A 16,544-nucleotide genomic window follows, 5' to 3' on the forward strand; every position below is an offset into this window, starting at 1 on the left:
CGCACGGGCCGTAACCGCCTTATCCTGAGGCACAACGCGATACCGGAGCCCAGGATTTGAAGTCTTCCCCGCCCCCCGACAAACCGCGTACCCGGGCGTCAGGGCGCGCAGCTGCCCCGGGGCACGAACAGGCGCTGCGCAGCATCCTCGACATCATCAGCACCTCGCGCGCCGACACCGGGCCTGTCTTTGCAGCGATTCTCGAAAACGCCTGCCTGCTCTGCGAGGCGCCCTTTGCCGGCCTATACCTTGTGGATGCTTCAGGCAGCCGCGCCCATCTGGTCGCCAGCCTCGGCGCGCGGCCCGAATATCTCGAACATGCCCTGACCGGCTGGCCACTGGACAATCCGGCCTCCATCCCGAGCGCGATCAATTCCGGTGCGGTGGTGCAGATCGCCGATCTTGCCGACACCGATCTCTACCGCGCAGGCGACCAGCGCCGCGTCGAGGCGGTGGACATCGAAGGCATCCGAACCTTTCTGGCCGTGCCGCTGATGCAGGGCAACCGCGCGTTAGGCGCGATCGGGCTCTACCGGCGCGAAGTGGACCCCTTTTCATCCGATCAGATCGCGCTGGTCGAAACCTTCGCCGCCCAGGCCGTCATCGCCATCGAGAACGTGCGCCAGTTCCACGACTTGCAGACCCGGCTGGAGCGCGAGGCCGCGACCCGCGACATTCTCGAAGTCATCAGCCAGTCGCGCGACGACGAACAGCCGGTCTTCGACGTGATACTGGAAAACGCGCTCAGGCTGTGCGACGCGCCCTTCGGATTCCTGGTTCTGCCGAACCGGGATCGCACGCATCTGGAAATCAAGGCCTGGAGCGGAATGCATTCCGAGGTGGCAGACTGGCTGCACGAAAACCCGTTTCCGATGGACCCGGAACGGCTCGCCATAGCCCGCGCCATTACCGAGGGGGTCGTTCAGCACATCCCGGACGCGCAAAATTCCAAAATGTATCGCGCCGGCGAAAAGTACCGGCGCAAGATGGTCGACGACGAAGGCTTTCGCAGTTTCATCAGCGTACCCCTGATCAGCAAGGGCGTCGGTATCGGCGTCATCACGCTCTACCGGATGGAAAAGCGCCCCTTCACCGAAGACGAGATCGCCCTGGTCGAAACTTTCGCCGCCCAGGCGGTCATCGCCATCGACAACGTGCGCCAGTTCCGCGAGGTGCAGGAGAGACTGGAACGCGAGAGGGCTTCTCGGGAAATCCTGCAGGTGATCAGCAGGTCCCGCGACGATGAATTGCCGGTCTTTGACACCATCCTCGCAAGTGCCTGCCGGCTCTGCGAAGCCCCGCTCGCCTTCCTGAGCCTGGTGAACGATCTGGGCACCCATTTCCGGGTGCCCGCGCATCGCGGTGCCAGCCCCGAGATGGCCAGGGTCTGGGACACCCAGCTTGAACCGCTCGAAGACTCCGCTCTGACCACATCGCGGGCGATCAGGGAGCGGAGCGTCATTCAGGTCGAAGACCTGTCGGCCGTGGACACGCCCGACACGGTCGACGGTCGCCGCGCGCAACTGGTCGAGCTGGAACAGGTCCGCACCTATCTGGTGATCCCGCTGATCCACGACTCGCGGGCAATCGGGACGATCAATCTCTACCGGCGCGAGATTCGCGCATTCACACCCGAACAGATCGAACTGGTCGAAACCTTCGCCGCCCAGGCCGTCATCGCCATCGAGAACGTCCGCCAGTTCCGCGAATTGAGCACCCGGCTCGAACGCGAGGCCGCCACCCGCCAGATCCTCCAGGTCATCAGCAGCAACCGCGACGACGAACAGCCAATCTTCGACACCATTCTCGAACTTGCCGCCCGGTTGTGCCGGGTGTCGTCGGCGGCACTGTTGATCCTGAACGTCGCGCGCACCAAATTCCACCTGGCGTCCTACCGTGGACCCGAGATCGAACCGGTCAGCCCGGACAACACGTGGAGCCTGAACGCTCCGTTGCCCGTCGCCGAGGCGCTCCGCGAGGCGCACAGCGTCCACATTCCCGACCTGAAACAGAGCCCCGCCTACCGCAACCGCGACCCGCTCTATGTCCGGCTGGTCGAGCAGGACGGCCTGCGCGCCCGGTTGGTCGTCCCGCTGTTGCGCGACGGTATCGCCCTCGGTGCGATCGTGCTGAGCAGGACCGAACCCTTACCGTTTACCAGCGACGAAATCGCGCTGATCGAAACTTTCGCCGCCCAGGCCGTCATCGCCATCGAGAACGTGCGCCAGTTCCGCGAACTTCAGGAACGGCTTGAACGCGAAACCGCGACCGGACAGGTCCTCCAGGTCATCAGCAGCAGCCGCGACAACGACCTGCCGGTATTCGACACCATTCTGGAAAACGCCGCGCGCCTGTGCGGCGCAGTCCGTGCCCGCCTGCTGCTGACCAACCATGAAAAGACCAAGTTGCACGTCGTCGGCTCGTGGGGAGAGCCGAATCCTGCGATGCCGGACGGCATGGTCATCGACATGATCCCGGAAATGCTGCCGGTACGCTGCATCCTGGAAAAGACGATCATCAACGTCGCCGACGGGCGTGAAACCGAAGGCTACAAGAAGGGCATCCCCCAGATCGTCAGCAACATCGACACCACGCAGGCCCGCTCAGTCCTCGCGGTGCCGCTGATCAGGGACGGTGAGGCAATCGGCTGCATCGTGCTGACCGACCGCGCGGTCGCCGCCTATAACGACAACGATGTCTCGCTGGTACGCACCTTCGCCGCCCAGGCCGTGATCGCCATCGAGAACGTCCGCCAGTTCCGCGAGGTCCAGACCCGTCTGGAACGGGAAACCACCACCAAGAACATCCTCAGCGTCATCTCCCAATCCCGCGACGACGAAATGCCGGTCTTCGACGCCATACTCGACGGTGCAGCGCGGCTCTGTGATGCGCCGCTGGCCTACATCCGCCTGATCACGCCGGATGCAACCGGTCTGGAACTGGTCGCTTTCCACGGCACCTCCGTGGAATTCGTCGCGGTGATGAAGGCCAGTCCCCTACCGCTCGACCCGACACAGTCGGACACGGCGCGCGCGGTTACGGAAAGGACCGTCATACATATCGAGGATCTGGCCGCCGGCCCGCTCTACGCCACAGGTCAGCCCCTGCGCGTGCATGCCGTCGAGACCGAGGGGATGCGAACCCTGCTTGTGGTCCCGCTCACCAGCGGCGCGACGTGCCTCGGCACCATCTCGCTCTACCGCCGCGAAGTGGCGCCGTTTTCCGATGATCAGATTGCCCTGGTTCAGGCCTTCGCCGCCCAGGCCGTCATCGCCATCGAGAACGTGCGCCAGTTCCGCGAGGTGCAGCAGCGTTTGCGGCGCGAGCGCGCCTCGGCCGAAGTGCTGAGGGTCATCAGCCAGAGCCGGGACGACGAGAAGCCGGTCTTCGACGCGATCCTCGAGAACGCCTGCACGCTTTGCAACGCGCCGCTCGCCGGCCTGATCCTGGGGACCCCGCAGGATGCCATCCAGACACTGGCCGCGCACAAGGGCATGTTCTCAGCCGCAATCGACCTCTTCGAGAGTGGCCGGATGCGGATGGACGCGGGCCTCTCCTACGCGGCCAGATCCATCATCGAGGGCCATCTGATCGCCTTCGAGGACATGGGGAAAAGCGACCTCTATCAGGCCGGCAGCCCGATCGTCCGCTCGATGGTCGACGATTCGGGGATTCGCAGCGTGCTGTTCGTTCCCCTGATCAAGGACGGTCAGGGGATCGGCAACCTGACCCTGTTCCGGCGAGAAGTAAAGCCTTTTGCGCAATCGGAAATCTCGCTGGTCGAAACCTTCGCCGCACAGGCGGTGATCGCCATCGAGAATGTCCGCCAATTCAAGGCGCTGGAAACGCTGAACGCCTCGCTGGAGACCCGGGTACAGGATCAGGTCGGCGAGATCGAGCGCATGGGTCGCCTGAAACGCTTCCTGCCCGCCGCCGTGGCCGACACGGTGATCTCTTCGGGATCAGAGAAGATGCTGTCCAGCCACCGCGCCCTGTTGGGGGTGCTGTTCTGCGACATCCGCGGCTTCACCGCATTCTGCGAAACGGCCGAACCCGAAGAGACCATCGAGGTGCTGCAAACCTATCATCAGGAGATGGGCAAACTGATCAACGCCCATGGCGCCGGGGTCGATCACCGCATGGGCGACGGGATCATGGTGCTGTTCAACGATCCCGTGCCCTGCGACGATCCGGCCGGCGAGGCGGTGCGGCTGGCGCTGGCGATGCGCGACCGCATGTCCGACCTCTGCCGCGGCTGGAAACGGCTGGGGCACCGGCTGGGGTTCGGGGTCGGCGTCGCGATGGGATACGCCACCGTCGGCATGGTGGGCTACGAGGGCCGGTTCGACTACACCGCCTCCGGCACCGCCGTGAACCTCGCCGCCCGGCTGTGCGACGAGGCCGAGGACGGAGAGATCCTGCTCAGCCCCCGCGCCTCGATCGCGGTCGAGGACGACCACTCGGTCGAGTCGAAGGGCGAGGTCACCCTGAAGGGGATCCGCGAACCGGTCGAAATCTTTCGCCTTGTCGCCGTCTGAGCGGCCTCGCCACCCTGTACAAAACGGCCAAAATGGCGCCTTGAAACACCTGCGAAACGGCAAATTCGCAGTACAAGACAGGATCGGGGCCAACCCGGCAGGGCTGACCCCGATCATCCCGTAAGTCCGCGCGCGCAGCGGTCAGCGGGAACCGAACAGCCAGCTCCAGGCACTCCTGATGGCGCGGGCACGTTCCTGATGCGCACGCTCCATAGCCCGGCGAGCAGCGGGGTTTGTCGTCATTTCAATCATCTCGGGCTCCTTTTCATTGATTCAGTTTCTCTTGACTTGATCCAAATATGTCCTCAGAAAATCAAAGTCACAAACGAGAGTTTCTCTTTCTTCAGTCAAGAATTTCTTGCCCTATGACCGACCGCCTTCCTCCCCTCACCGCTCTGCGCGCCTTCGAGGCCGCCGCCCGGCACATGTCCTTTGCCAAGGCCGCCGAAGAGCTGAATGTCACCCCCGCCGCGCTGTCCTTCCAGATCAAATCGCTAGAGGAGCACGTCGGCCAACCCCTGTTCCGCCGCCTCAACCGCGCGGTCGAACTCACCGAGATCGGCCGTGCATTATCCCCCGGAATAACAGAGGGATTTCATACACTTGCCGAAACATGGCGCAGCGTCCGGCGGATGCAGGACAACACAACCCTGACCGTTACCGCAGGCCCCGCACTGACGGCGAAATGGCTGGCGCCGCGGCTCTATGACTTCGCCCGCAAACACCCCACGATCGACCTGCGTTTTTCCGCAACGCTGCGGGTGATGGACCTCGCGCGCGAGGATGTGGATGTTGCCATCAGGTTCGGCTACGGCCTTGATGATGAAGGACTTTATTCCTTTCCGGTGCGCAAGGAATGGCTCACTCCCGTGATGTCCCCGGAGCTTGCCGAACGGTACACCACCCCCGAAAGCCTGACCGAAGCGCCGCTCATCTTCGACGATTCCATCGCCTTTCTCCGCCCGCCCGTGGACTGGCCCGTCTGGTTCCGCGCCGTCGGCATTTCCTTTGCCCCCACCCATGGCACCCATTTCTCGAACGCCGACCACGCGGTCGACGCGGCGGCGGCGGGCGCCGGTGTCGCACTGGCCAGAAGAGCGATGATTATCAAGGACCTGGAAGAGGGCCGCCTTGTGGCACCGTTCAAAATTGCCATCGAATCGCAAGGGCGTTTCCGCTTTCTCTGCCTGAAAGGTGCGGAAACACGCCCGCAGATCGCCGCCTTCCACGACTGGTTCATGGCCGAGATTGACAAGACCGCGCATATCTCCGACGCCTTCACCATCATACCTGTCGAAGAGATCACAAGCCCATGACCCGCACCCGCGCCACCGCCATCGGCTTTGTTGCCGTCCTCTTGTGGGCTTTGCTGGCGTTGCTCACGGTTGGATCGGCGCCGACACCACCGCTGCTGCTGAACGCGATCTGTTTCACGATCGGCGGCACGCTCGGGCTTGTCTGGACCGCGGCGAGCGGCGGCCTTGGGCAATTGCGCATGATCAGTTGGCGTGTCTATGCCTTTGGGACACTTGGGCTTTTCGGATACCACGCCTTGTATTTCTCGGCCCTGCGCCTGGCGCCGGCCGCCGAAGCGGGCCTGATCGCCTATCTCTGGCCCCTGTTGATCGTGCTCTTCTCGGGCCTGTTGCCGGGCGAGCGCCTGCGGCGCGGGCACTTCATGGGCGCGGTGGTGGCATTTGCCGGTGCCGCGCTGATCATCACCGGCGGCGGCGGTGCGGGGTTCAGTGCCGAGTATCTGCCGGGCTACGGCCTCGCGCTGCTCTGCGCCCTGACATGGTCAAGCTATTCGGTACTGTCGCGCAGGGTCGGCAATGCGCCAACCAGTTCAGTTGCTGTCTTTTGCCTTGCCACGGCCGCCGCCTCCTGGCCGCTGCATTTCGCCTTTGAAACAACGACCTGGCCACAGGATGCGCTGCGATGGGCGGCAACCGTCGGGCTGGGCCTAGGCCCTGTCGGATTGGCCTTCTATGTCTGGGATATCGGGGTAAAACGCGGTGACATACAACTGCTGGGCACCAGTTCCTATGCTGCCCCGCTTTTGTCTACGCTCGTCTTGGTGCTGGCAGGAATCGCAACACCCAGTTGGTCACTGGCGATTGCCGCCATCCTGATCACCGGCGGCGCGCTGCTGGCAGCGCGCGCCAGCTTTGCAGGTTAGTTCGACAGACGCTCGATCTCTTCCTTGATCTTAAGTTTCTGCTTCTTCAGTTGGGTAATGCGAAGGTCGTCGATACCGGGCGAACGCTGGGCTTCTTCAACTTCGAGACTGAGGGTTGCGTGCTTCTTCTTCAGTTCAGTCAAATGCGCGCTCACACTCATGGCGATCCTCCTCTCAGTTGTGGATGGAACAAGTTGAGCATATCCGAAGCGACCTGTCACGCGGCCTTGTCAGAATTCTGTCACAAAACCGAATGATCCGCTCAGCCCGGATTGGGCCAGGCCAAGGCTTCGGCCTTGCGCTGGACCCTGGAGACCTCCGGGACATAGTGATCGCGGTCCCCCGGATGCTTGGCGCCCTTATGGAGAATCAGTCCGTGGTGCAGGCGGAACCCGGCTTTTCCCCCTTTTCGGGCGCGCAGGATAACCAGTTCGGCGGCGCGGCCGTCGCGGGGCACCAGCGGCAGAACCTCCACAGACCCGAGACGGCTGTCACAAGCGGCAAGAATGTCGGGCAGCCTGTCGGCCTTGGCGATCATGTGCAGATACCCGCGATGAACCAGCCGCCGGGCGGCGGCATCGACCCAAAGCGCAAGCGGCGTGCCTTCGCCCAGAGCCAGCGCACGCCCTGCATCCGTGGCGGAACTGTGCGCTCCGGCCCGGTAATAGGGCGGGTTGGCAATCACGTGGTCGAACTGTCGCTGCCGCAACGAGGCCGGCATGGACGCGATATCGCCTTCGACCACCTCGATCGGGATATCGTTCGAGTCCGAATTGCGCCGCGCCAGATCGGCATAGGCAGGTTGCAGCTCGACCCCGGTCAGTTCCAGTCCGGGGACCCGCCGCCCCAGGCACAGGATTGCCGCGCCCGCGCCACAGCCCAGTTCCAGCACCCGTTGACCGGCCCGAGCCGGCACCGAGGCCGCCAGAAACACCGGGTCCACCCCCGCACGATACCCCGACACAGGCTGGAAGAGCCGCAACCGGCCGCCCAGGAAATCGTCGCGAGTCAGTTCAGCGTCGGTGAATGCCGTCATTTTCCAAGCGGAATCTCGTTGTCCCGCATAACCGTTACCGCCCGCTCGAAATCCTCGTCCCGAACCATCATGCGGCGCGGGAAAATCCCGATCCCGCCTTCGAGGATGCTCATATTTACGTCGATCTGAAAGCAGTCTATATCCTCGCCTTCAAGAAGAGCGGAGGCAAAGGCCATGATGGTCGGATCGGTGCTGCGCAAAAGCTCTTTCATGGGGATGGATGTAAGGGCAAGGCCGCACCATTGTCGAGCCTTGTGAACAAAGAAGAATGATGGACGCCAAGGTGAACACGAAACCGCATGACCGGCTTGCCGCCACCCTTTCTGCCGAGATGCAGGCGGTGAATGCGCTGATCCGCACCCGGATGGCCTCGGAACACGCGCCGCGCATCCCCGAAGTGACGGCGCATCTGGTCGAGGCGGGCGGAAAGCGCCTGCGCCCGATGCTGACGCTGGCGGCGGCACGGCTCTGCGGCTACCGGGGCGAGGACCATGTCAAGCTGGCCGCGACGGTCGAGTTCATCCATACCGCCACCCTGCTGCATGATGACGTGGTGGACGAAAGCGCCCAGCGGCGCGGGCGCCCGACGGCGAACCTGCTTTGGGACAACAAGTCTTCGGTCCTGGTGGGCGACTACCTGTTTGCGCGCAGTTTCCAGCTGATGGTCGAGACCAATTCGCTGCGGGTGCTGGACATCCTCGCCAATGCCGCCGCGACCATCGCCGAGGGCGAAGTGCTGCAAATGACGGCGGCGACCGACCTGCGCACCGACGAGAGCATTTATCTGAAAGTCGTGCGCGGCAAGACAGCCGCACTGTTTTCGGCAGCAACGGAAGTGGGCGGCGTGATCGCCGGCGCGCCCGAGGCGCAGGTGAAGGCCCTGTTCGACTATGGCGATGCCTTGGGTATTGCCTTTCAGATCGCCGACGACCTGCTCGATTATCAGGGTAACGCCAAGACCACGGGCAAGAACGTGGGCGACGATTTCCGAGAGCGCAAGCTGACCCTGCCGGTGATCAAGGCGGTGGCGCAGGCAACCGAGGAGGAACGCGCGTTCTGGGTGCGCACCATCGAGAAGGGCAGGCAGACCGAGGGTGACCTGGAGCAGGCGCTGGCTCTGATGGAAAAGTACGGGACGCTAGCCGCCACGCGGGCCGATGCCCACGCCTGGGCAGAGAAGGCGCGCAACGCGCTGGAAGCGCTGCCCAACCACGAGATCCGCACCATGCTGAGCGACCTGGCCGATTACGTGGTGTCGCGGCTGAACTGAAGCCAGGGGGCGCTGCCCCCTCGGCCCTGCGGGCCTCACCCCCGGAGTATTTCGGACCAGAAAGAAACCTGTCAGAGAATCTTTCCCTGTGCGATCCACCAATCGGGATGCCTGAGAGACAAGGTGGGGTACGTCCGGTCCGGCATGGCTCCCGGCGGGAACAGGCCGAAACAGGTGGCACCCGACCCCGACATTGCCGCGAACAAGGCACCGACGTCGCGCAGAGCGGTCAGCACATCGGCGATCACCGGCTGTTGCACAATGGCGGGCGCGGTAAGGTCATTGCGCTGCCGATCGAGCCAGCCGGTGAAATCCGACAGGTCTTGCCAATGTGGCAGAACGGGTTGCATGGGTGGATTGTCCCTGGTTGCCAACGACTTGAAAACAGTCGGCGTGGAGACGGCGACGCGCGGGTTGACCAGCACGATATCCATCGCAGGCAGGGGTGGCACCGGGTCCAGTCGCTCTCCGATGCCGCGCATCCGCACGGGGGCCGAACCAAGGCAGCCCGGGACATCGGCGCCGAGCGCGAGAACCTGCTCTGGTGCGGGCAGGGCAACGCCCCGGAGCTGCGCCAGCGCGCGCAGGGTGGCGGCGGCATCCGCCGACCCCCCACCGATACCCGAAGCGACGGGCAGCCGTTTCGTCAAGGTGATCGCGGCCCCTTGCTCCGGTGCCAGCAACCGCGCCGCGCGCAGGACAAGGTTGTCCGGTTCAGCGGCCAGCCCGACAGCCTCCGGCCCGTCTATTTCCAGCGACAGCGCAGCAGCGGGGACGACACGGATCGTGTCGCCGATATCGGCAAAGACCACCAGGGAATCCAGCAGGTGGTAACCGTCCGGGCGCTGGCCGGTCACATGCAGTGTCAGGTTGATCTTGGCAGGCGCGAAGACCTCAATCGCCATTGGCGACCTTCAATGGCGGCGATCCTTCCTCGGCCAGCACGGCCTCGAGCCCGACTTCCAGCTTGCGGCGGATACGCTCGGGATCAGCCTCGCCGTCGGTGTCCTCCGGATCGATGAAGGAGAGCGCGCGCTTCCACTGGAACTCGGCCTCGCGCACCCGCCCCACGGCCCACAGGACATCGCCGAGATGATCGTTGACCACCGGATCGACGGGCATCAGCTCGACCGCGCGTTCCATGTGCACGACGGCTTCTTCGTAGCGCCCCAGCCTGAACAGCACCCAGCCCAGACTGTCGACAATGTAACCGCTGTCGGGTCGTGCGGCGACAGCGCGCTGGATCAGATCAAGCGCCTCGTCCAGTTTCTGCTGTTTTTCGACCAGCGAATACCCGAGATAGTTCAGTACCTGCGGCTGGTTCGGGTTAAGCTCCAGAGCGGCGCGAAAATCGGCTTCGGCCTTGCTCCAGTTTCCAAGCCGTTCGTGGCATATGCCTCGGGCGTAGTGCAGGAACCACAGGTTGGACGCGTCACCTTCGGTCAGGGCCAGCGCCATGTCATAGGCGGCGGCGGCCTTGTCATATGCCTCTTGCTGCCGATGCAAGTCGCCGAGGGAAATATGGGCTTGCGGCTGGTTGGGGTAGTCCTTGGCCAGTTTCTCCAGAACCTCGATGGCAGCATCCGGCTTGGCCGCGCGGCGAAGCGCCTCGGCCCGGCCCAGTTCCGCCGCATGGTAATCCGGGCTGTCGGACGGGACCTGCTTGTAGGTTGCAACAGCCAGGTCGAATTGACCCATCTGTTCGAGCAGACCGGCCGTCATCAAGAGCGCGTCGATGTGATCAGGGCGCAGATATGTCGCGGTTCGCACATAAACCAGAGTGTAATCATCCGCGGCCTCGCCATTCAGCGCCGCGCCTATGGTAAAAAAAACCTCGGCCAAACCGTCCTGAGCCGAGCGCACCAGCGAGAACGGCAGGGTTTCGCCTGCAGACAACCGATCCGCCATGTTGCTCAGGGCCGGATCGAAGCCACCAGAGAAGACTTCCGACAGCATCTCAAGGGCCTGATCGTTGCGGTCGAGTTGCGACAGGATCTCGGCACGTGCGAGGGCGGCACGGCGGGAAATCGTTGTCAGAGCGCCATCGTCGGCCGAGAACAACGCTTCCGCCCCTTCGAAGTCACCCACCGAGGCCAGCGCCATCGCCTTGTGGTAATACGCAAAGCCGCGCAAGCCCGCCTCGCCGGCCACTTCGTCGAACTGCGCCAGCGCCTTGGCCACCGATCCGACGCCCATATACGCCCACCCCGAGACGAGCCCATCGACCAGCTTGCCGACAGCCTTGGTTTCCGGGTCGCGGTCCAGAACCTCCTGGTACTTGCCCTCGGCCAGCAGTTTGGCCACCACTGCGATGCCGGCGACCTGATTGTTCAGGCCCATGGCCTCCATCTGCTCGGCCACGGGCACGGCAAGCTCCAGCCGCCCAAGGGCAAGTTGCGACAGCACCACGTTTTCGAGCAGTTCCGGATTCGCCGGATCATGAGAGAGCGCCCGAACGAAATAGTCCGCGGCTGTCTCGAAATCGTTGCCATAGAGGGCCTGGCGGGCCGCAAGATAGGATCCTGCCCCGACCTCCGCTCCGACAGGAAGCCCTGCCGCTGACAAGAAAACCGCCAATACCGCTTTTTTGACCAGAGAAATCGCCAAGGATCCGCCTTTCCTGCTGCCTGTGGCAAAGCTAGGGCGTTGCCGGGCGCGGTGCAATGGTCCAAGTGCGTCGCTTGCGGTCACATCAGTTGCAAGAGCGCATCTCTGCCTGAAACCGGGTCAAAAGGAAACGCCGGGACGAAGCCCGGCGTTTCTGCATGTTCACATGTTGGGATAGTTCGGCCCATCGCCCCCCTGCGGCGTTACCCAGGTAATGTTCTGGCTGGGGTCCTTGATGTCGCAGGTCTTGCAATGCACGCAGTTCTGGAAGTTGATCACGAAGCGCGGGCCGCTGTCGTCCTCGACCACCTCGTAGACGCCCGCCGGGCAATAGCGCTGCGCCGGTTCGGCATATTTCGGCAGGTTCACCTTGACCGGCACGTCCGGGTCGGTCAGCCGCAGATGGCAGGGCTGGCTTTCTTCGTGATTGGTGGCGGCAAAGGACACGTTGGTCAGCCGGTCGAAACTGAGCGTGCCATCGGGCTTGGGATAGTCGATCGGCTTGTGCTTGCTGGCCTCTTCTGTGGCGGCGGCGTCGGTCTTGCCGTGGCCGAGGGTGCCGAACAGCGAGAAGCCCAGCGTGTTTGTCCACATATCCAGCCCACCCAGGGCCAGCGAGGGCAGCAGCCCCCACTTGGACCACATCGGCTTGACGTTGCGGACCTTCTTCAAATCCTTGCCGATCGGGCCGGTGCGGACCTCGGTCTCGTAGGCGGTCAGCTCGTCCGACTGTCGGCCGGCCTTGATCGCGTCATAGGCGGCTTCGGCAGCAGCCTTGCCCGACAGCATGGCATTGTGGTTGCCCTTGATGCGCGGCACGTTGACCATGCCGACCGAACAGCCCAGCAGCGCCACGCCCGGCGCGACCATCTTGGGCATCGACTGGTATCCGCCCTCGGTGATGGCACGGGCGCCATAGGCCACGCGCTTGCCGCCCTTCAGGAGTTCGGCCACCATCGGGTGATGCTTGAACCGCTGGAATTCCATGTAGGGGTACAGGTACGGGTTCTTGTAGTTGAGGTGCACCACAAAGCCCACGTAGACTTGGTTGTTGTCCAGGTGATAGATGAAGGAGCCACCGCCCGCGTTGCTGCCCAGCGGCCAGCCCATGGTATGGGTCACGGTGCCCTCGCGGTGCTTGGCCGGGTCGATCTCCCAGATCTCCTTCATGCCGATGCCGAACTTCTGCGGCTCCTTGCCCTTTTGCAGGTCGTATCTGGCGATCACTTCCTTGGCCAGCGACCCGCGGACGCCTTCGGACAGGAAGACATACTTGCCGTGCAGTTCCATCCCCGGCTCGGTGTTGGGACCATAGGACCCATCCGGCTCCAGACCAAAGACACCGGCGACCACGCCCTTGACCTCGCCGTTGTCGCCATAGACCAGTTCCGAGCAGGACATGCCCGGGAAAATCTCGACGCCCAGCGCCTCGGCCTGTTCCGCCATCCAGCGACAGACGTTGCCCATCGAAACGATGTAGTTGCCGTGGTTGTTCATCAGCGGCGGCATCGGCCAGTTCGGCACGCGCAGATGTCCGGCCTCGCCCAGGACATAGAAATTGTCCTCGGTCACCGGCACGTTCAGCGGTGCGCCCTTTTCCTTCCAGTCGGGGATCAGCGCATCAAGGCCGCATGGGTCCAGTACCGCGCCCGACAAGATATGCGCACCGACCTCGGAGCCTTTTTCCAGCACGACCACGTTCAGGTCGGCATCGAGCTGCTTGAGGCGAATGGCCGCCGACAGGCCCGCCGGACCCGCGCCGACGATCACCACGTCATATTCCATCGCTTCGCGTTCAATCTCGGCCATCGTGACGCTCCTTGGCTTTGGTTTCGCCCTCCGGCCACGGGCCGGACGCAAAAAGTTTCGCGTTTGATTACAGGGTATGGAGGTCCAGCGTCAATTGAAACGCGAGGTTATTTGCACTTGCAGCAAAATGTCATGGCTGGATGACCTTTTCCGGCTCCGTTCAGACCGTTTGCGGCACCTCGGGAATCGCCCTAATCTGTCTCCACCCCTTTTGTCTGGAGAAATTCAATGCCGGTATCCTTGCAAGTGGCCTATCCCGTTGGCGACGAGACCAAATTCGATTACGACTACTATCTCGGCACCCACATGCGATTGGTCGCCGAGCATATGGGCGCTCACATCCAAAACACCGTGGTGACAAAGGGAGTGGCGGGCGGGCCCGGCACACCGCCGCCGTTTCACGCTATCGCGACCATCGTCTTTCCGGACCAGGGCGCCATGAAAGCAGCCATGGCCGCCTCGGGGCCGGTGGTTGCGGATATCCCGAACTTTTACAATGCGGCGCCGCAGATGCTGATCGGCGAAGTCGTCGGCTAAACCAAGGGGCCGCTGGCCTCATCCGCCCCATCCAGAACCAGCCTGGGGCCCGGCCCCTTGCTGGCTGCTTGGTCTGCCGGGTTGTAAAGCGCGCAGTTCGGCAGGCTGAGACAGCCACAGCCGATGCAACCATCGAGATTGTCGCGCAATCGCTGCAGGGTCTCGATGCGCCGGTTCAGTCGGTCGCGCAGTCCGGTGCTGATACGTGTCCAATCCTCGCGCGTGGGCGTACGATTTCCCGGAAGCCCGGCCAGGACATCGCGAATCTCGGGCAGGCTGAGCCCCAGTTGCTGGGCAATCATCACGAAACTCAATCGCCTCAGATCCGCGCGCTGATAGCGGCGCTGGCCACCGGCGTTCCGCCACGGTGCGATGAGCCCCTGCGTTTCGTAGTAGCGAATCGCCGAAACCGCCAACCCGGTACGTTTTGCCAGCGCCCCGATGGAGAGACCCTCTGATACGGACATGCACGGTTCCTCCGAATTCTCTTGACCTAAAGTTAGGTTTAGAAATTAGGGTGAGTCGTGGCAACTCATGAAACTGAAGAGGAAGATCATCATGGCCACGCTGGAACACGCCAATTTCACGGTTTCCGACCCGAAGGTTACAGCCGAATGGCTGCACAAGGTCTTTGGCTGGGACATCCGCTGGCAGGGCCCGGCCATTGCCGGCGGCTACACCGTGCACGTCGGCGACGAAAGCACCTATCTTGCGCTATATGCTCCGGCCCGGCCCGCGCGCACGACCGAAAGCAGCTATGACACGGTCGGCGGATTGAACCATGTGGGCGTTGTGGTCGACGATCTCGATGCCACCGAGACCCTGGTACGGGAAGCGGGGTTCACCCCGCACAGCCATGCCGATTACGAGCCTGGGCGCCGGTTCTACTTTGACGACGACAACGGCATCGAATTCGAAGTGGTCAGCTACGCCTGAAGCGGTCTTCCGCGCAATCGCCGGGCTCTGCCCTCTTGCATTCCACCGCCCGATTGGGTCAGGTAAAAACTGACCCAAACAGTCGCCCCGACGCATCGTGCGGCGGGGCGATGCAATTTCTGCGTGGACGAGAAGAGATGGAAAAGATCCCAATGACGCCTTCGGGCCATGCCGCGCTCGAGGCCGAGCTGAAGCAACTCAAAAGCGTCGAGCGTCCTGCCATCATCCAGGCGATCGCCGAGGCGCGCGAGCATGGCGACCTGTCGGAGAATGCCGAATACCATTCCGCCCGCGAAAAGCAGTCCTTCATCGAAGGCCGCATCAAGGAACTCGAAAGCGTGCTGTCGCTGGCCGATGTGATCGACCCTGCGAAACTCTCCGGTTCGATCAAGTTCGGCGCCCGCGTGACGGTGGTGGACGAAGACACCGACGAGGAAAAGACCTGGCGCATCGTGGGCGAACACGAGGCCAATATTGAAAACGGTCTATTGAACATCAAGTCCCCGATCGCCCGCGCCCTGATCGGCAAGGACGAGGGCGACAGCGTCGAAGTCAATACGCCCGGCGGCCTGAAATCGTATGAAATCCTGAGTATCGAGTACTCCTGACGGAGCTTGCCCATGTCCGGCAAATCGCCAGACCGCGATCCCGCCCGCCCGTCTCCGATCGGGCTTTACGACCGGCCCAGGCGTCCCGGTGTCACGGGCATAGAAATCGTTGCTTTGGCGCTGAGCGTTCTTTGGCTGGCGGTTTCGGTATACATCTTCTTCATCGCCGAGGCGGGCACAGGCCAGGGCGTTGGCATCATCGTGTCGATGATGGCCGTTTTCCTGCCTGTGGCGATGATCTGGGTCGCGGCTACGGCGACCCGCGCCAGCCGCGTGATGCGCGAGGAAAGCCAGCGCCTGCAAGCGGCGATCGACGCGATCCGGCAAGCCTATATCACGCAGCAGCAAAGGCACGCGGCGGGGCATGAGCCTTCGGTCACAAAGAAACTGGACGAAATCGCCGCCGCCGCGAAAAAGACCGAAACGGCCTTGGCCACCTTCTCGACCTCGCGGCGTGACAGACCCGCCGTTCCGCTGGCGGTGCCGGTAGAGCCTGCCGGTGACCAGGGTCTGCTGGAACTCGGCACCCCGGCCGAGGCGCTGTCACCTCCCCTTTCGAACGAGGACCTGATCCGGGCCCTGCATTTCCCGGAAACCGCAGAGGATACCGAAGGATTTGCCGCCTTGCGACGGGCCCTCAAGGACCGCAAGGCAGCGCAGCTGATCCAGGCGGCGCAAGACGTGCTGACCCTGCTGAGCCATGAAGGCATCTACATGGACGATCTGCGTCCAGACATGGCGCGGCCCGAGGTCTGGCGGCAGTTCGCCCAGGGCGCGCGCGGGCGCACCGTGGCCGCGCTCGGTGGCGTCCGTGACCGCTCGTCGCTTGCCCTGACCGCCGGGCGCATGAAACAGGACCCCATCTTCCGCGACGCCGCGCATCATTTCCTGCGGCTCTTCGACAGGATGCTGACAAGTTTTGAACCCGAGGCCAGCGATCAGGAGCTTTCGGCCCTGGGTGACACGCGCACAGCACGCGCCTTCATGCTGCTCGGGCGCGTGACCGGTACGTTCGATTAAGCGT

Annotated in this window: 15 protein-coding genes; 8 read left to right on the forward strand and 7 right to left on the reverse strand. The window is 63.3% G+C overall.

Annotation, left to right across the window (positions count from 1 at the left end; all coding sequences use genetic code 11):
- The first annotated feature begins 56 nt into the window (after positions 1-56).
- The 3 genes from BLT75_RS05340 (at position 57) to yddG (ending at position 6,717) form a co-directional block, all read left to right on the forward strand.
- Positions 57-4,538: a GAF domain-containing protein gene (locus BLT75_RS05340; protein ID WP_093028472.1), complete on the forward strand. Its 4,482-nt coding sequence runs from the start codon at positions 57-59 to the stop codon at positions 4,536-4,538.
- Positions 4,539-4,903: 365 nt separating this feature from the next.
- A complete protein-coding gene (gene gcvA, locus BLT75_RS05345; protein ID WP_093028474.1) occupies positions 4,904-5,854 on the forward strand; it encodes a transcriptional regulator GcvA in 951 nt (316 codons plus the stop codon).
- Positions 5,851-6,717: an aromatic amino acid exporter YddG gene (yddG, locus tag BLT75_RS05350; protein ID WP_093028476.1), complete on the forward strand. Its 867-nt coding sequence runs from the start codon at positions 5,851-5,853 to the stop codon at positions 6,715-6,717. Before gcvA ends, yddG begins: the two co-directional genes overlap by 4 nt.
- Here the strand turns inward: yddG and BLT75_RS05355 are convergent.
- From BLT75_RS05355 to BLT75_RS05365, 3 genes are all read right to left on the reverse strand, one after another.
- Positions 6,714-6,878 (reverse strand): YdcH family protein, encoded by a 165-nt coding sequence (locus tag BLT75_RS05355; RefSeq protein WP_093028478.1) that lies wholly within the window; start codon positions 6,876-6,878, stop codon positions 6,714-6,716. The two genes, yddG and BLT75_RS05355, sit on opposite strands and share 4 nt — an antisense overlap.
- Before the next feature lie 101 nt (positions 6,879-6,979).
- A complete protein-coding gene (locus tag BLT75_RS05360) occupies positions 6,980-7,753 on the reverse strand; it encodes a tRNA1(Val) (adenine(37)-N6)-methyltransferase (protein WP_093028481.1) in 774 nt (257 codons plus the stop codon).
- Complete coding sequence (locus BLT75_RS05365; protein WP_093028483.1) at positions 7,750-7,965, reverse strand: putative signal transducing protein; 216 nt, start codon at positions 7,963-7,965, stop codon at positions 7,750-7,752. Before BLT75_RS05365 ends, BLT75_RS05360 begins: the two co-directional genes overlap by 4 nt.
- A gap of 59 nt (positions 7,966-8,024) precedes the next feature.
- On the opposite strand from BLT75_RS05365, the gene BLT75_RS05370 reads away from it, so the two are divergent.
- The gene (locus BLT75_RS05370) at positions 8,025-9,023 is read left to right on the forward strand and encodes a polyprenyl synthetase family protein (protein WP_093029055.1); all 999 of its coding nucleotides are present in this window, start codon (positions 8,025-8,027) and stop codon (positions 9,021-9,023) included.
- 71 nt (positions 9,024-9,094) lie between these two features.
- Here BLT75_RS05370 and BLT75_RS05375 read toward each other — a convergent pair whose 3' ends face one another.
- The 3 genes from BLT75_RS05375 to BLT75_RS05385 all read right to left on the reverse strand — a co-directional run bounded on the left by BLT75_RS05375 (position 9,095) and on the right by BLT75_RS05385 (position 13,439).
- Positions 9,095-9,928, reverse strand: coding sequence for a 4-(cytidine 5'-diphospho)-2-C-methyl-D-erythritol kinase (locus tag BLT75_RS05375; protein ID WP_093028485.1), 834 nt, complete (start codon positions 9,926-9,928; stop codon positions 9,095-9,097).
- Complete coding sequence (locus BLT75_RS05380) at positions 9,918-11,630, reverse strand: tetratricopeptide repeat protein (protein ID WP_425441118.1); 1,713 nt, start codon at positions 11,628-11,630, stop codon at positions 9,918-9,920. The genes BLT75_RS05375 and BLT75_RS05380 overlap by 11 nt, the downstream gene beginning before the upstream one ends.
- A gap of 162 nt (positions 11,631-11,792) precedes the next feature.
- Positions 11,793-13,439 carry an electron transfer flavoprotein-ubiquinone oxidoreductase gene (locus tag BLT75_RS05385; protein WP_093028487.1) on the reverse strand — a complete coding sequence of 549 codons (1,647 nt, stop codon included), beginning with the start codon at positions 13,437-13,439 and terminating at the stop codon, positions 11,793-11,795.
- A gap of 228 nt (positions 13,440-13,667) precedes the next feature.
- Between BLT75_RS05385 and BLT75_RS05390 the strand changes: the two genes are divergently transcribed.
- Positions 13,668-13,976, forward strand: coding sequence for an EthD family reductase (locus BLT75_RS05390; RefSeq protein WP_093028489.1), 309 nt, complete (start codon positions 13,668-13,670; stop codon positions 13,974-13,976).
- Here the strand turns inward: BLT75_RS05390 and soxR are convergent.
- Positions 13,973-14,443 (reverse strand): redox-sensitive transcriptional activator SoxR, encoded by a 471-nt coding sequence (soxR, locus tag BLT75_RS05395; protein WP_093028491.1) that lies wholly within the window; start codon positions 14,441-14,443, stop codon positions 13,973-13,975. The two genes, BLT75_RS05390 and soxR, sit on opposite strands and share 4 nt — an antisense overlap.
- A gap of 88 nt (positions 14,444-14,531) precedes the next feature.
- On the opposite strand from soxR, the gene BLT75_RS05400 reads away from it, so the two are divergent.
- The 3 genes from BLT75_RS05400 to BLT75_RS05410 all read left to right on the forward strand — a co-directional run bounded on the left by BLT75_RS05400 (position 14,532) and on the right by BLT75_RS05410 (position 16,540).
- Entirely contained in the window at positions 14,532-14,912 is a 381-nt protein-coding gene (locus BLT75_RS05400; RefSeq protein WP_093029059.1) for a VOC family protein, read from the forward strand.
- Between the two features lie 137 nt (positions 14,913-15,049).
- On the forward strand, positions 15,050-15,520 hold the full coding sequence (gene greA, locus BLT75_RS05405) for a transcription elongation factor GreA (RefSeq protein WP_093028493.1): 471 nt from the start codon (positions 15,050-15,052) through the stop codon (positions 15,518-15,520).
- Between the two features lie 12 nt (positions 15,521-15,532).
- Positions 15,533-16,540 carry a hypothetical protein gene (locus BLT75_RS05410; protein WP_093028495.1) on the forward strand — a complete coding sequence of 336 codons (1,008 nt, stop codon included), beginning with the start codon at positions 15,533-15,535 and terminating at the stop codon, positions 16,538-16,540.
- Positions 16,541-16,544 lie beyond the last annotated feature (4 nt).

This window comes from Ruegeria marina (assembly GCF_900101475.1).
In the GTDB taxonomy this organism is placed as follows: Bacteria; Pseudomonadota; Alphaproteobacteria; order Rhodobacterales; family Rhodobacteraceae; genus Ruegeria_B; species Ruegeria_B marina.

Coding starts and splice junctions, on each gene's coding strand:
- gcvA (WP_093028474.1), top strand. CDS start 4,904: ATGACCGACCGCCTTCCTCCCCTCACCGCTCTGCGCGCCTTCGAGGCC.
- yddG (WP_093028476.1), top strand. CDS start 5,851: ATGACCCGCACCCGCGCCACCGCCATCGGCTTTGTTGCCGTCCTCTTG.
- BLT75_RS05355 (WP_093028478.1), bottom strand. CDS start 6,878: ATGAGTGTGAGCGCGCATTTGACTGAACTGAAGAAGAAGCACGCAACC.
- BLT75_RS05360 (WP_093028481.1), bottom strand. CDS start 7,753: ATGACGGCATTCACCGACGCTGAACTGACTCGCGACGATTTCCTGGGC.
- BLT75_RS05365 (WP_093028483.1), bottom strand. CDS start 7,965: ATGAAAGAGCTTTTGCGCAGCACCGATCCGACCATCATGGCCTTTGCC.
- BLT75_RS05370 (WP_093029055.1), top strand. CDS start 8,025: ATGGACGCCAAGGTGAACACGAAACCGCATGACCGGCTTGCCGCCACC.
- BLT75_RS05375 (WP_093028485.1), bottom strand. CDS start 9,928: ATGGCGATTGAGGTCTTCGCGCCTGCCAAGATCAACCTGACACTGCAT.
- BLT75_RS05385 (WP_093028487.1), bottom strand. CDS start 13,439: ATGGCCGAGATTGAACGCGAAGCGATGGAATATGACGTGGTGATCGTC.
- BLT75_RS05390 (WP_093028489.1), top strand. CDS start 13,668: ATGCCGGTATCCTTGCAAGTGGCCTATCCCGTTGGCGACGAGACCAAA.
- soxR (WP_093028491.1), bottom strand. CDS start 14,443: ATGTCCGTATCAGAGGGTCTCTCCATCGGGGCGCTGGCAAAACGTACC.
- greA (WP_093028493.1), top strand. CDS start 15,050: ATGGAAAAGATCCCAATGACGCCTTCGGGCCATGCCGCGCTCGAGGCC.
- BLT75_RS05410 (WP_093028495.1), top strand. CDS start 15,533: ATGTCCGGCAAATCGCCAGACCGCGATCCCGCCCGCCCGTCTCCGATC.